The organism is Peribacillus sp. NJ11 (genome assembly GCF_030348405.1).
Classification (GTDB): Bacteria; Bacillota; Bacilli; order Bacillales; family DSM-1321; genus Peribacillus.
The window spans coordinates 5,194,394-5,208,149 of sequence record NZ_JAUCFO010000001.1 but is presented as its reverse complement, the minus strand read 5'-3'; the positions used below and the strand labels follow the sequence as shown (position 1 = coordinate 5,208,149).

Annotated in this window: 15 protein-coding genes and 1 pseudogene; 14 read left to right on the top strand and 2 right to left on the bottom strand. The window is 39.9% G+C overall.

Translation table 11 applies throughout. From position 1 onward, the window contains the following. Nucleotides 1-83 precede the first annotated feature (83 nt). The 5 genes and pseudogenes from QUF86_RS25445 to QUF86_RS25425 all read left to right on the top strand — a co-directional run. Nucleotides 84-785, top strand: coding sequence for a DUF459 domain-containing protein (locus QUF86_RS25445; RefSeq protein WP_289336046.1), 702 nt, complete (start codon nucleotides 84-86; stop codon nucleotides 783-785). 351 nt (nucleotides 786-1,136) lie between these two features. After that, nucleotides 1,137-1,628, top strand: a complete 492-nt coding sequence (locus QUF86_RS25440; RefSeq protein WP_289336045.1) for a DinB family protein — start codon at nucleotides 1,137-1,139, stop codon at nucleotides 1,626-1,628. 75 nt (nucleotides 1,629-1,703) lie between these two features. After that, complete coding sequence (locus QUF86_RS25435; protein ID WP_370014291.1) at nucleotides 1,704-2,243, top strand: M15 family metallopeptidase; 540 nt, start codon at nucleotides 1,704-1,706, stop codon at nucleotides 2,241-2,243. A 130-nt stretch (nucleotides 2,244-2,373) separates the two neighbouring features. Then, a complete protein-coding gene (locus tag QUF86_RS25430) occupies nucleotides 2,374-2,916 on the top strand; it encodes an acyl-CoA thioesterase (protein ID WP_289317369.1) in 543 nt (180 codons plus the stop codon). A 562-nt stretch (nucleotides 2,917-3,478) separates the two neighbouring features. Further along, nucleotides 3,479-4,170: pseudogene (locus QUF86_RS25425) on the top strand (transposase); the annotation flags it as partial. 194 nt (nucleotides 4,171-4,364) lie between these two features. On the opposite strand, the gene QUF86_RS25420 reads toward QUF86_RS25425, so the two are convergent. Next, on the bottom strand, nucleotides 4,365-5,000 hold the full coding sequence (locus tag QUF86_RS25420; protein WP_289317368.1) for a Bax inhibitor-1/YccA family protein: 636 nt from the start codon (nucleotides 4,998-5,000) through the stop codon (nucleotides 4,365-4,367). Between the two features lie 493 nt (nucleotides 5,001-5,493). Between QUF86_RS25420 and QUF86_RS25415 the strand changes: the two genes are divergently transcribed. The 9 genes from QUF86_RS25415 (at nucleotide 5,494) to QUF86_RS25375 (ending at nucleotide 13,273) form a co-directional block, all read left to right on the top strand. Then, nucleotides 5,494-6,519 (top strand): ABC transporter ATP-binding protein, encoded by a 1,026-nt coding sequence (locus QUF86_RS25415; RefSeq protein ID WP_289317367.1) that lies wholly within the window; start codon nucleotides 5,494-5,496, stop codon nucleotides 6,517-6,519. Beyond that, the gene (locus QUF86_RS25410) at nucleotides 6,497-7,423 is read left to right on the top strand and encodes an ABC transporter ATP-binding protein (RefSeq protein ID WP_289324208.1); all 927 of its coding nucleotides are present in this window, start codon (nucleotides 6,497-6,499) and stop codon (nucleotides 7,421-7,423) included. Before QUF86_RS25415 ends, QUF86_RS25410 begins: the two co-directional genes overlap by 23 nt. Before the next feature lie 15 nt (nucleotides 7,424-7,438). Then, the gene (gene opp4B / locus QUF86_RS25405) at nucleotides 7,439-8,404 is read left to right on the top strand and encodes an oligopeptide ABC transporter permease (RefSeq protein WP_214743605.1); all 966 of its coding nucleotides are present in this window, start codon (nucleotides 7,439-7,441) and stop codon (nucleotides 8,402-8,404) included. Nucleotides 8,405-8,426: 22 nt separating this feature from the next. Beyond that, nucleotides 8,427-9,326 carry an ABC transporter permease gene (locus tag QUF86_RS25400; RefSeq protein ID WP_421157033.1) on the top strand — a complete coding sequence of 300 codons (900 nt, stop codon included), beginning with the start codon at nucleotides 8,427-8,429 and terminating at the stop codon, nucleotides 9,324-9,326. Between the two features lie 19 nt (nucleotides 9,327-9,345). Further along, nucleotides 9,346-11,109, top strand: coding sequence for an oligopeptide ABC transporter substrate-binding protein (gene opp4A / locus QUF86_RS25395; RefSeq protein ID WP_289336044.1), 1,764 nt, complete (start codon nucleotides 9,346-9,348; stop codon nucleotides 11,107-11,109). A 113-nt stretch (nucleotides 11,110-11,222) separates the two neighbouring features. Further along, entirely contained in the window at nucleotides 11,223-11,375 is a 153-nt protein-coding gene (locus QUF86_RS25390) for a hypothetical protein (protein ID WP_289336043.1), read from the top strand. A 66-nt stretch (nucleotides 11,376-11,441) separates the two neighbouring features. After that, nucleotides 11,442-11,579: a hypothetical protein gene (locus tag QUF86_RS25385; protein WP_289336042.1), complete on the top strand. Its 138-nt coding sequence runs from the start codon at nucleotides 11,442-11,444 to the stop codon at nucleotides 11,577-11,579. A 92-nt stretch (nucleotides 11,580-11,671) separates the two neighbouring features. After that, complete coding sequence (locus QUF86_RS25380; RefSeq protein ID WP_289336041.1) at nucleotides 11,672-12,718, top strand: M42 family metallopeptidase; 1,047 nt, start codon at nucleotides 11,672-11,674, stop codon at nucleotides 12,716-12,718. 117 nt (nucleotides 12,719-12,835) lie between these two features. Continuing rightward, the gene (locus QUF86_RS25375) at nucleotides 12,836-13,273 is read left to right on the top strand and encodes a hypothetical protein (RefSeq protein ID WP_289336040.1); all 438 of its coding nucleotides are present in this window, start codon (nucleotides 12,836-12,838) and stop codon (nucleotides 13,271-13,273) included. 26 nt (nucleotides 13,274-13,299) lie between these two features. Here the strand turns inward: QUF86_RS25375 and QUF86_RS25370 are convergent, their stop codons facing one another. After that, nucleotides 13,300-13,722: a pyridoxamine 5'-phosphate oxidase family protein gene (locus QUF86_RS25370; RefSeq protein WP_289336039.1), complete on the bottom strand. Its 423-nt coding sequence runs from the start codon at nucleotides 13,720-13,722 to the stop codon at nucleotides 13,300-13,302. Between the last annotated feature and the right edge of the window lie 34 nt (nucleotides 13,723-13,756).

Sequence of the window (13,756 nt, the reverse complement as noted above, 5' to 3'; positions counted from 1 at the left end):
TTCATTTTATATGTTAGGACTACAGATTTTTGGGTATTTAAAAGATTAAATACTTCATAGTAAATAGACAAAAGGAGAAGCAAATGAAAAAAATAGCAGGTTTATTAATTATTGTACTAATAATATGTTTCGCTGCATATAAATTTCAAGCCTCGGAAGCGAAAGATGTACAAAGGGTGATGGCTTTTGGAGATTCGTTAACCTATGGAAAAGGGGATAAGGACGGGGAAGGATATGTAGACGGTCTGGATGATGAATTGAATAATCCGGAATCGGAACAAAAAGTGAGTTTTTGGAATTACGGTATAAAAGGTCAGGAAACGGATGGGGTAATGAAGCAGCTTGATGATTACCGCATTAAAACGAAACTTGATAAAGCCGATACTTTCATCGTTTATATTGGAACGAATGACTTGATCAATAGTAACGGCGGGAACTTGGAGAAAATAAGTGACCGAAAAATCGATGATGGTAAACGGGAGTATATCAACCATCTGGATAAGATTATATCAACCCTAATAAAGGCAAACGATAAAGCGGATATACTGGTAGTAGGGCTATATAACCCAATTAAAGACAATGAAAAACTTGAAAAACACATTCTAGATTATAACCAAGCAATAAAGGGAATAGCGGAAAAGGATGATCGGATGGTATTCATTCCTACAAATGATCTTTTTGAAAATAAAAAGAAAACAGAGTATTTCAGTGATAAGATACATCCGAATGAAAAAGGGTATCAACTCATTACGAATCGGGTTCTGGAAAGTTATGATTTCAAATGAAAGCAAAAATGCACAGAATGCTTTCTGTGCATTTTTACCTGCATAAGTCGCTAGGAATTTGATATGGCCTTTAGTTGGGAAGAGAACTGCAAAGATCTGGGATGCTTGTATCTGCTTTTGTGGCTGAATGGAGTATCCTCCAATGATGGCGATCACTCCTATTTAGAATACCCTTGATGAATTTTGATAGTCCTTTATATTAGGCGAATTTTACCTTTATGACTATCATAGAGCTGTTCAAAAAATAGACAACTATTAATCGGTTCGTTTCTGTCAAAAAGTATTATTATTTTACACATTCATATAGGTCATGGAATAATTATAGGAGATTAGCCAGGCTTATAAGAGGAGATGCTAAAGGTGAATGATAATGAAAAAATCAGGGAAGAACTCTTAAATACGGTCAACGGACTATCGGATGAACAGCTGAACGCGCATCCTGAAGCAGGACGATGGAGCATCATTCAGGTGTTGGATCATTTATATTTAATGGAACGGGCCATAACAAAGAGCATTGCCGATAAATTGAAAAGCGACGATAGCACTCCGGCTGTTGATAAACCGATCGAGCTTACATTAAATCGTGAAGTGAAGGTTCAGGCCCCGCCATTTGTCATTCCGTCAGAATCATTCCAAACTTTGAATGAGGTTAAGGATAAGTTGTCCGAAACTCGCAAAGCTTTTATAAGAGTCGTTGACCAAGCAAAAGAAAATGATCTCAAACAAAAGTCTTTTCCCCACCCATTGTTTAAAGAATTAAGCTTGAAGCAATGGATCTCGTTCGTGGGACTACATGAAAAACGGCATTTAATGCAAATAGAAGAATTGAAATCAAAGTTATAATAGAAGAAAAAAACTCATCCGTCTTTGGTTGAGTTTTTGACTTTAAGACAGTTATAGTAAAGGAAGGGTTTTTCAGTGAAAGCCACTTGGGTAAGGACATGTCTGATATTGGGCTTTTTCGGATTGTTGTTGGGGCTCTTGTTCAAGTATATGCTTCCGCCTGATTTAGATGAAATCAAACTGACAGACGAGCTGAATCCGATCGTCGCCGACAAAAAAGACGAGCTCATTCAATTGGCCAATGACAAAGGCATCCCAGTAATCATTACGGCAGGGTTCCGTTCTTTAGCCGAGCAAAATGAACTCTATGAAAAAGGCCGTTTAAGCACGGGGAACATCGTAACGAATGCAAAAGGTGGGGAGTCTCTTCATAATTTCGGTTTGGCGATAGATTTTGCCCTCCTAAACAAACAAGGTGAGGCCATTTGGGATATGGGTTATGACGGCAACGATAATGGAAAGTCGGATTGGATGGAAGTCGTAACCATCGCTAAAGGGTTAGGTTTTGATTGGGGCGGGGATTGGACAGGGTTTAAGGATTATCCTCATTTACAAATGACATTTGGTTTGAGCCTGCGTGAGCTGCAACAAGGCAAGCAGCCAAAAGGGCAGTGAGAGTGGGACGCTTTATTTTAACCGAATAATTTTGACTAAAAGCAGGAAAATAAGCATGTGAATTGATTTACAGGTAATAATTCGATAAAGTGGACTAGTGAGAAATCAGTCATAAAGGAGTGCAGTCACCATGGAAGAAATAAAACATTGCCGGGACTCTTTGGTCATAAAAACAAGCCTTGTCCTCCCGCCGGATACAAATAACATTGGTACGATGTTCGGAGGCAAACTAATGGCATACATTGATGATGTAGCGGCTATATCCGCCATGCGTCATGCGCGAAGCAACGTCGTTACGGCATCAACCGATTCTGTCGATTTCCTGCACCCTATTCACGAAGGAAATGCAGTTTGCCTGGAAAGCTTCGTGACCTATACGGGCAGAACATCAATGGAAATCATCGTAAAGGTGATTGCAGAGGATTTAGTTACAGGAGATCGGAATTTATGCGTCATTTCCTTTTTGACCTTTGTTGCCATTAATGAAGAAGGTAAACCAATACCGGTTCCGCGTTTGGTCCCTGAAACAGAGATGGAAATGAATTTAAATGAATCGGCAAAACAACGGGCCCAAATAAGGAAAAAAAGAAGAGAAGATACACAATTCATTGCAAGTACCTTCGGTGTGAAACTGCCATGGACTGATCAATCAAATCCAGGATTATATAAATAAGATACGAATGCCTTAAGCAGTTCTTACTTATTAATGAAGCATTGAGACCAAATTCGTGATTTGGTCTTTTATTCATTTGCAGGGTTCTGAAAAATAGCATCCATTTTTGAATACATCCAGAAATTATGTTTTTACAGGACATAAAGGTGTATGGCAAATACGTGAAAAGACACTTGGGCGCTTGAATAAGTCCAAGCGTCTCAGACTGTAGACAAATTCGATAATAATTGAGTTTGTCACATGTGATTTCCTCTCCAGGCACTCGCTTTCTCCGCAGGAGTCTCGTACATTCCGTTCCAATCAACTTTGTTTTAACAGAAAGATAGAACTCCTTTTGCCTACAGTCTTTTTTGTTTTAAAATAGAAGGATTAAAACTCGAGGTGTTAAGGAGACTTAATGAACATGATCTATTCAGCGAGATCTACTTGAAATGATTACTTTAGATTAACTGGTGCCATCGAACCATTTGGATATGGAGACAGCAATTGATTTCCCTTTCATGTATGACTTGGTGAATGATATGTATTCAGAGGTAGGACGCCCAAGTATTAATCCAGTTATGAGCCTTTTCCACCAGTTAAAATTATCAAGGAATAAACCAAGGTGAGTAAAGAAAGTTCAACTGATCCTGAGAGTGGCCACTATGTGAAAGTTGAACGAACAAAACAGTTTGCCTATTCGTTCCATGCGGCAGCAGACCGCAATGGATTTGTGTTGGGGACGATAGTAACACCCGGAAATATGCATGATAGTCATATCTTAGAGCTTATTGAGAGAGTTTGAAAACCAGAAGCTGTTGCCGCAGATGCAGCTTACAAAACACCAGCCATTATAAACTACCTTTTTGGCAAAGAAATCACACCAGCTCCTATACACGTCCTCGAACAAGAGAAGGGTTCTTCCGTAAGCATGACTATGTGTGCGATAAACATTTTTATTGTTATCTCTGCTCATCGGACGAGATTTTAAAGTATACAACAACAAATAAAGAGGGCTATTGTGAGTACAAATCATCCAAATCCATTTGTGCGAATTGTTCATTTTTATCACAGTGTACAGAAATTAAAGACCATTAGAAAGTGGTCACACGCCATATTTTGCAAGAATGTAAGGAAAACATATTTATGCGAAACGTAAAGTCAAAAGAAAAGCACGTTATGCGTTGGACTACTTAAAGGGGGACTTGAAAAATTGTCGATGCAGGCGATGCTTACTTTGCCATGAATGTAAAGAAGATGGCCAACTGGACTTAACGAGGGTCAGAAATGTCCTGAATAATGACCTAGGCGAGGTCACTATTCTCTATAACTGCTTCAAATCCAATAAAAAATCAAAAAGGTTTTGGAATGAGACCATTCCGAAACCTTTTTGTTTACAAACTGAGACGCTCGGATCAATCCAAGCGTCTTTTCTTAAGATACCTTGTTGGTTTGATCATACGCGCTTTTTAGTCATCGCTTGCCAATATACCAAAGAAACGTAAGATGTTAATGAAAAGGTTAATGAAATCTAGATACAGATTCAAGGCCATTAGCGGTACTTCTTCCGCTGTAACCCCGTAATGCTTCATTCGATTGAAATCATATAAAATATAACCACTGAAAACTAAAATCCCAATAAATGAAAAGACCAGCATGGCTGTAGAGCTTAATGGAGAAAAAATGTTGAAAATGCTTATGGCCACTAAAGCAAGCAAGGCAGCAAATAACATTCCTCCCAAGAAAGAAAGGTCCCTTTTGGTGGTTGAAGCATAAATCGCCAGTCCTCCAAATACAACTGTCGTCGTCACACCGGCTAAGATCACCACATTTGCCCCTGCAGCGGCTAGATAGTGTGCAATGATCGGATAGGTCGTAATTCCTGAAATAAATGTGAAACTATACAAGAATGTGTAACCGATAGCTTTTTTCTTCCGCATGATGAAAGCTCCAATCAACATGGCAAACTCAAGTATCGCTAAGGGAATGAACAAGAATGGTGGAACAAAAGTGCCGAGAGCCATCCCTAAAACGGAAACAGCAAGAGATAAAGCGAACGTCCGCATGACGGATGGCATATATGTTTGTACAGTTTGTGAATACATTCAATCACCTCATCATTTATTTTCTACCATTTTCTACGAATCTGTTTTAAAAAGGTTTCATTGCCTTTGATAAAAATTAGGTGTTTTTTTGAAAGTATTGAAATATATATGAAATAATTACATTTTTTATGATATTCTTAAAAATAGACTAATTTTTCTGAAATATTAAAATATTACTAACCAGAATCGTTCTGCGGTACGTACAAAGACAAGTTCAATTTAGAGGTATGATCTATAGAATAGTTATTTTGAAATAATAAAGAAAAAAATATTGGTTCTATGCAATTAATAGGACTTCAAAACTTTACTGTATAACAGTTGTAAAGGAAATGATTTTTTATTGCAGAAAATTATTCCTAAAGTTATAAAATATGAAAAAAATGTGATTATTTTGCAATAAAACTATTGTATAATTGTAAAAAATTGATTAAAATTTTAAATAATTATCAGAAGATTAATTATTTTCCCAAAAAAATAGTTTAGGGGGGCAAGGATGAAGAAAGCTATTTTGCAAATAGAGAACCTAACTACCTCATTTCGAATCGGTAACAAATATCATGCAGCGGTGGATGATGTTTCGTTTACGGTGAATGAAAATGAAATTGTAGCAGTTGTTGGAGAATCAGGTTGTGGAAAGAGTGCATTGGCTTTATCTATCATGCAATTACATAATAAGCAGAGAACGAAATCCCAAGGAAACATTAATTATAAAGGCCAAAATCTACTAAAGTTGAATGATATGCAAATGAATAAAGTCCGTGGTAAGGAATTGGGTATGATATTCCAGGAACCTCTAACGGCGTTGAACCCGCTCATGACCATAGGAAAACAGATCGAGGAGAATCTTGATTACCATACTGAACTTTCCAGTGAGGAAAAAAAGAACAGGACGATCGAACTTTTGACACAAGTAGGAATTCCTTATCCTGAACGGACGTACAAGCAATATCCGCATGAGCTCTCGGGTGGAATGCGGCAAAGGGCGATGATATCGATTGCCATTGCTTGTAACCCTGCACTGGTCATTGCCGATGAACCCACCACGGCACTGGATGTTACGATTCAAGCGCAAATACTTGATCTGCTGAAAGATATCCAAAGCAGGACAAAAATGGGAATCATCTTAATTACACATGATCTGAGCGTCGTAGCAGAGGTTGCTGACAGGATCGTTGTCATGTATGCAGGTCAGGTGGTGGAAACGGGAAGTGTCAAAACGATATTCAACAATCCGCTGCATCCATATACGAGGTCGTTATTAAATTCGATTCCTTCAGCTGCAAACGAGAAAAACCGTTTGCATGTTATTGAGGGAATCGTTCCATCGATTGCGAAAATGGATAGGATAGGATGTCGTTTCCAAGATAGGATTCCTTGGATACCAAAACATGCACATGAAGAGTCGCCCCGACTTCACGATGTGGGCAACGAACATTTTGTAAGGTGTACCTGCTATAAAGAATTTTATTTTCAAGCTGAAGGAGATGCATCGACCCATGACATTACTCAAAGTAGATAATTTAAAAGTGCATTTTCCAATTAGGGGCGGTTTTTTCCGAAGGGTGGTCGATCACGTAAGGGCCGTGGACGGTGTTTCCTTTGAGTTGCAGCAAGGGGAAACATATGGTTTGGTCGGGGAATCCGGAAGCGGCAAGTCCACGACAGGCAAGGCAGTTGTCAAGCTGAATGATGTGACTTCCGGACAAATCCTGTTTGAAGGCAGGGATTTAGCATCTTTAAGTAGAAAAGAGATTAAACCATTCAGAAAAGATATCCAAATGATTTTCCAAGACCCGTATTCATCATTGAATCCCAAGAAGAGGGTACTGGACATCATTGCCGAACCGCTGAGGAATTTCGAACGGTTATCCCCTGCAGAGGAAAAGAAAATCGTTCAGGACTTCTTGGACAAAGTCGGACTCAGTCCGGAATCGATCCACAAGTATCCACATGAATTTTCAGGTGGGCAGCGCCAACGGATTGGGATTGCCAGATCCTTGACATTGAAACCTAAACTGATCATTGCCGATGAACCGGTATCAGCCCTGGATGTTTCCGTTCAGGCTCAGGTATTGAATTTCCTTCAGGATCTCCAACAGGAGTTCAATTTGACTTATTTATTTGTCGGGCATGATTTAGGTGTAATCCGGCATATGTGTGACCGGATGGGCGTTATGTATCGCGGTAGATTGGTAGAGGAAGGTAAAAGTGAGGAAATCTATGAAAATCCCCAACATATATACACGAAACGCCTGATTGCCGCCATTCCGGATTTAGAGCCGGAAGTTCGCGAGGATAAAGTGCAGCTAAGAAAAAAACTCACCTCAGAATATGAGTCAACCTACTCAAGATATTTCGATGAGAATGGACGTGCTTACGATTTGAAGCCGATCTCACCGACGCATAGAGTCGCATTACAATAAGGAGGTGAAAAGAATATGTGGAAGTTTATCCTTAGACGTTTATTAGTAATGATCCCGCAGCTCTTTTTATTGAGCATCATCGTATTCATGATGGCAAAAGCAATGCCGGGAGATGCTTTGTCAGGCCAGGAAATCAACCCTAGGGCCAATCCAGCCGAGCTTGATAGGATAAGGGAGGAACTGGGTTTGAATGACCCTTGGTACCAACAATATTTAAGGTGGGCATCCAATGCTGTACAGGGGGATTTCGGTATTTCCTATACACATAAAACGCCCGTCATGGATGTTATCGAAGACAGGCTTTGGAACACGGTGTTCCTGGCGTTGGTCACTCTGATCTTTACATATATGCTTGCAATTCCATTAGGCATACTTAGCGGAAGGTATAACGATACCTGGGTGGATAAAACCGTTACGGGTTATAGCTATGTAGGGTTTGGTACACCGATTTTCATTTTTGCTTTAATCATGTTATTCGTTTTCGGATTTGCCTTGGATTGGTTCCCGTCTGGTGGCAGTGTCGATTCCAAAGTGGATGAAGGAACATTCGCCTATGTTGTAAGTAAGATCAATCATTTGATTTTACCAGCTTTAAGTACAGCTTTAATTGCAACAACAAGCACGATCCAATACTTGCGAAATGAAATCATCGATAATAAAATCAAGGATTTCGTAAGGACTGCGCGTTCGAAGGGAGTGCCTGAATCAAAAGTATATTCACGGCATATCCTTAGGAATTCCTTTTTACCGATAGCGGCATTCTTAGGTTATGAAATTACTGGATTGATCGGCGGCGCGGTCATAATCGAGACCATTTTCAGTTATCCGGGACTAGGTCAGCTTTTCCTTAGTTCAGTCAGTCTGCGGGATTTCAGCGTTGTCACGGCTATCGTCATGATGACGGGATTTGCCACTCTGCTTGGCACTCTTCTTTCGGACATCATACTTAGTGCGGTCGATCCGCGCATACGGATAGAATAGGAGCGGGGTGAGTCGTATGGAAATGAAAGTGGAAACCGGAAAGAACATACAAGTGAAAGATGTGAGCCCTTCAGGAATTAAAATCATCTGGGAGGAAATCAAAAAAGACAAGCTTGCAATGGGCTCATTGATTATATTAGCAGCCATATTGCTTTTCGTTTACGGTGCGTCTCTCTTCATGGATGCCAAGGAAATAGCCAAGGTCGATTTCCTCTCCATTTATATGGAACCATCTTCAGACTATTGGCTTGGAACCGATTATGGTGGCCGGGATGTATTCGGGCAACTGATAATAGGTACCAGAAATTCATTCACGATCAGTTTATTCATTACATTATTCACGGCTATCATCGGTTTATCATTAGGGCTACTTGCTGGCTACTTTGGAGGGGCAACCGATAATGTGATCATGCGTGTTATCGATTTCGTGATTTCCCTACCGCAATTGATGTTCATCATCGTTGTAGTCACGATAGTTCCGATCTTCAATGTATATGTTTTCATTTTAATCATGACGATGTTTTTATGGACTGGAAAAGCAAGGCTGATTCGTTCAAAGGCTTTGTCAGAGCGTGAGCTGGATTATATCCATGCCTCTCAGACACTTGGGACGCCACATTGGAAAATCATCCTTTTTCAGCTTCTGCCCAATGTCAGTTCACTGATCATCGTTAACTTCATTTTGAACCTTGCAGGCAATATTGGCCTAGAATCCAGTTTGACTTTCTTAGGGTTCGGTCTTCCGGAGAGCTCACCGAGTCTCGGGACGCTCATCAGTTATGCTCGAAATCCAGATGTTCTGGAAAACAAGTGGTGGATATGGGTACCCGCATCACTCATGATTTTAGTGTTGATGCTGAGTATAAATTTCGTTGGTCAAGCGTTAAAGCGCGCCGCCGATGCAAGACAAAGAAGAGCATAAAAAAAGGGGAGTGTATGATATGAAAATCAAAAGCTATAGTAAGGTATTAAGTGCATTGGCCATTTCGTCTCTACTGCTTGCTGCATGTTCGAACGATACGGAGAAATCGTCAACGAAAGAGAAAAAAGGGAAAGATGTCGAACAGGTCGATACCTCTAAATTCCCGACAAAGACGACTAATCAAGGAGAGCCGATTGAAGGCGGCCATTTGACATATGGATTGGTATCCGATACCCCGTTTGAAGGGATTTTGAACAAAGTTTTCTATCAAGGCGAACCCGATAACCAAGTTATCACATTCTTTGATGAGGATTTATTGGATACAGACGAAAACTATGTATACACGAATGAAGGTGCCGCTTCCTATGAGATTTCAGACGATCATAAAACGGTTACCCTGACGATTAAGGATAATGTGAAATGGCAAGATGGCAAGCCTGTGACAGGTGCGGATTTAGAATATGCATATCTTGTCATGGGAAGCAAAGATTACAAAGGTGTACGTTATGATGAACAAATGGCTTTAATCGAGGGTATGGAAGAGTATCATGAAGGGAAAGCGGATAAGATTTCAGGCATTAAAGTGGACGACAAGAAAATTACTTTCACTTTCAAGAAAGCGAACCCTTCCGTCACGACTGGATTATGGACATACCCGCTCCATAAAGAATACTTAAAAGATGTTCCAATTGCCGAGTTGGAATCTTCAGATAAAATCCGTAAAAATCCGATTGGTTTTGGACCATTTAAAGTGAAGAAAATCGTCCAAGGGGAAGCCGTCGAATTCGAAGCGAATAAAGATTATTACCGTGGTGCACCTAAATTGGACAGTGTCACATTGAAAGTCGTGAATCCGTCTATTGTCGTTAAGTCACTTGAAAATGGTGACCTCGATGTAGCGGAGGTCCTGGCTGAGCAATATGACCAGGCCAAGGAATTGGATAATGTCGAATTGTTGGGGAAAGTTGAATTGGCTTATACCTATATTGGTTTCAATTTCGGTCATTATGATAAGGAAAAAGAAGAAAATGTTATGGATGAGAATCCAAAATTCGGAGACAAACGCCTTCGTCAGGCGATGGCATATGCAATCAATAATGAAGAAGTTGGCGAAAAAATGTACAAGGGCCTCCGATTCCCTGCCAACTCGGTCATTACACCAAACTTTAAATATAACAATAAAGATGTAAAAGCATATGAATATGATCCTGAAAAAGCTAAAAAACTTTTGGATGAAGCAGGATTCGTAGATACGAATAAGGATGGCATTCGTGAAGATGCAGATGGAAAAGAGTTCAAGATCAACTTTGCTTCCATGAGTGGCTCCGATGTTTCCGAACCTCTTGCAAGGTATTATATCCAACAATGGGAACAAGTCGGATTGGATGTTGAATTGCAGGATGGAAGGCTGCATGAGTTCAATTCATTCTATGACCTACTGAAAAAGGATAATGACAAAGTTGATATTTATCAAGCTGCATGGGGAGTCGCTTCCGATCCGGATCCATCAGGCTTATGGTCCAGATCTGCAGAATTCAACTATACTCGCTGGGTGAATGAAAAAAATGATGAGCTTCTTGCTAAAGGGATTTCAGAGGAGGCCTTCGATGATCAATATAGGATCGATACCTACAATGAGTGGCAAGAATTGATCCATGAAGAGGTACCAGTAATTCCGACATTATTCCGTTATCAGTTGGCTGGAGTCAATGATCGAGTTACTGGTTATGATTTCCTTGCAGGCCGCCAATATCAGTGGCATAATGTGGGTGTAACTAAATAATTTAATTGATGAATCCAATCGGCTGCCTGCATGGGCGGCCGATTTTTTTTACGTTTCAAAGGTGTGTATTAAGGTTAAATACATAATAGTAAGTAATTGGAAGGGTGATGTTGATGGAAGTGAGAAATCCTAATGAAACAAAGAGAGAGTTAGAAATATTGTTTACTGAATCGGTTGGCCGTTTACTGAAACCTCTTGAAGAGGAAATCATTGCAGACATTGTAGCCTATCAGACGAAAAGAGAATTGCCTTCTTGGAATATATGAAGGAAATGTCCAACAAACAAAGACAGTTAAAGTAAGTTGAACTTTCATCATCAAGGAGGTTTTTTTATGAGTAACGAAGATATGAGCAGATACAAAGTATGGCGCGATAAGTGGAAAAGAAAAGTGCATATGGAGAATTTAGCGTTATATGGCATTTCAACACTAATTATGGCCATTTTGCCTGTCCTGGCCCATATGAGTTAAATCGATTAAAGGACCGTTTTTTGACGGTCTTTTAATATGTTAAAAGTTGCCATGAAAAGATATAATGGACAAAGAAGAAAGGAGCGATATGCATGAGTGTTATCGAAGAAAAGGAAATCGTATCTTACATAAAAGAATTGGTATCAATACCCAGCCCCTCCGGCTTTACAGAGCAAGCCATTAAATATGCGGCCGAATTCATGGAGAAGAGGCAGATTCCTTACAAAATCACGAATAAAGGTGCACTACTTGCTTCATTAAAAGGAGAAGATGATGGCAAACATCGATTGCTGACTGCCCATGTCGATACCCTGGGAGCCATGGTGAAGGAAATCAAGGCGAATGGCCGCCTTAAATTGACGATGATCGGCGGTTTCCGCTGGAACTCAGTGGAAGGGGAGTATTGTAAAATCCATACAGCTGATGGGACCATTATCACCGGCACCATTTTAATCAATCAGACCTCTGTCCATGTATATAAAAATGCCGGGGATGCCAAGCGCGATGATGAGACAATTGAAGTCCGTATAGATGCTATCGTGAAAAATAAAGCGGAAACGGAGGCCATCGGTATATCTGTTGGAGATTTTGTTTCCTTTGAACCTAGAGTGGAATTGACGGATACAGGCTTTTTAAAATCAAGGCATTTGGATGATAAGGCTAGCGTTGGCATCCTCCTTCATATCATTGACCTCATTTCCGCAGGTAAGATTAAATTGGCATATACGACCCATTTCCTGATTTCCAACAATGAAGAAATCGGCTATGGAGGCAATTCCAATATCCCAGAGAAAACAGTCGAATATCTAGCTGTCGATATGGGCGCGATCGGTAGTGGACAAACGACGGATGAATTCAGCGTTTCCATTTGCGCTAAAGACTCCTCGGGTCCGTATCATTATAAATTACGTCAGCATCTGGTCACACTTGCCCAAGCGAATGCTGTTGACTATCGCGTCGATATTTATCCGTATTATGGATCGGACGCTTCGGCTGCAATCCGGGCAGGATATGATGTCGTACATGGTCTGATCGGACCGGGGATTGATGCTTCCCATGCCTTCGAGAGGACACACGTCTCTTCTTTAAAGCATACAGCCAATCTCATTTTGCATTATATCCAATCAGAATTGGTCTAATCGTGAAAAAAGCCCGCACTCATGTAATATGAGTGCGGGTTTTTAACTGATTTTTATAACAAACTTTATTTTACTCGTGAGTTTCGGTCAAATACTCGTGAATTTTGCCATTTACTCGTGAGTTTCGGTCAAATACTCGTGAGTTTCGCCATTTTACTCGTGAGTTTCGGTCAAATACTCGTGAATTTGGCACATTTACTCGTGAGTTTCGGTCAAATACTCGTGAATTTTGCCATTTTACTCGTGAGTTTCGGTCAAATACTCGTGAGTTTGGCACATTTACTCGTGAATTTCGGTCAAATACTCGTGAATTTTGCCATTTTACTCGTGAGTTTCGGTCAAATACTCGTGAGTTTTGCCATTTTACTCGTGAGTTTCGGTCAAATACTCGTGAATTTGGCACATTTACTCGTGAATTTCGGTCAAATACTCGTGAATTTTGCCATTTTACTCGTGAGTTTCGGTCAAATACTCGTGAGTTTTGCCATTTTACTCGTGAGTTTCGGTCAAATACTTGTGAGTTTTGCACATTTACTCGTGAATTTTGCTCATTGACTCGTAAATGCCAAATAATAATTCATTTATAATGATAATTCTTGTGAAGGTTCACCATTGTTGTTCATCAATCGGATGCTCTCGGGCTTAATTTGAAGGATTAAATAATTTGGATCTTTCGGACCGTCAAACCAATCTTTAAAAGACTCATTCCATAATTTATCCTTCAGTTCCTGTGAATCGTTAATTTTCGAGGTTCCTGAGATTTCTAAGTATGAATCGCCTAATCCTTCATTTTCATAGCCAATCAGGATATGGACATTAGGATTCTTTTCAATTTCATCAATTTTTTCCGTATTTGCACTCGTTGGTGTGAATAAAGTTAATTCTTCGTTAAAAAATGTCATATAGCGTGAATGTGGTTTGTTATTTTCTACAGATGATAAAACTCCTATTTTATGATCACGGATGATGTTCAATACTTTTTCTTTTAATTGGTTTTGGCTCATCTTTGCACACTCCTTTTATTATTTACTCTATTAC

Bases quoted from the DNA above. Each gene is read 5' to 3' on its own strand.
- QUF86_RS25445 (WP_289336046.1), top strand. From the start codon at position 84: ATGAAAAAAATAGCAGGTTTATTAATTATTGTACTAATAATATGTTTC.
- QUF86_RS25440 (WP_289336045.1), top strand. From the start codon at position 1,137: ATGCTAAAGGTGAATGATAATGAAAAAATCAGGGAAGAACTCTTAAAT.
- QUF86_RS25430 (WP_289317369.1), top strand. From the start codon at position 2,374: ATGGAAGAAATAAAACATTGCCGGGACTCTTTGGTCATAAAAACAAGC.
- QUF86_RS25420 (WP_289317368.1), bottom strand. From the start codon at position 5,000: ATGTATTCACAAACTGTACAAACATATATGCCATCCGTCATGCGGACG.
- QUF86_RS25415 (WP_289317367.1), top strand. From the start codon at position 5,494: ATGAAGAAAGCTATTTTGCAAATAGAGAACCTAACTACCTCATTTCGA.
- QUF86_RS25410 (WP_289324208.1), top strand. From the start codon at position 6,497: ATGACATTACTCAAAGTAGATAATTTAAAAGTGCATTTTCCAATTAGG.
- opp4B (WP_214743605.1), top strand. From the start codon at position 7,439: ATGTGGAAGTTTATCCTTAGACGTTTATTAGTAATGATCCCGCAGCTC.
- QUF86_RS25400 (WP_421157033.1), top strand. From the start codon at position 8,427: ATGAAAGTGGAAACCGGAAAGAACATACAAGTGAAAGATGTGAGCCCT.
- opp4A (WP_289336044.1), top strand. From the start codon at position 9,346: ATGAAAATCAAAAGCTATAGTAAGGTATTAAGTGCATTGGCCATTTCG.
- QUF86_RS25390 (WP_289336043.1), top strand. From the start codon at position 11,223: ATGGAAGTGAGAAATCCTAATGAAACAAAGAGAGAGTTAGAAATATTG.
- QUF86_RS25385 (WP_289336042.1), top strand. From the start codon at position 11,442: ATGAGTAACGAAGATATGAGCAGATACAAAGTATGGCGCGATAAGTGG.
- QUF86_RS25380 (WP_289336041.1), top strand. From the start codon at position 11,672: ATGAGTGTTATCGAAGAAAAGGAAATCGTATCTTACATAAAAGAATTG.
- QUF86_RS25370 (WP_289336039.1), bottom strand. From the start codon at position 13,722: ATGAGCCAAAACCAATTAAAAGAAAAAGTATTGAACATCATCCGTGAT.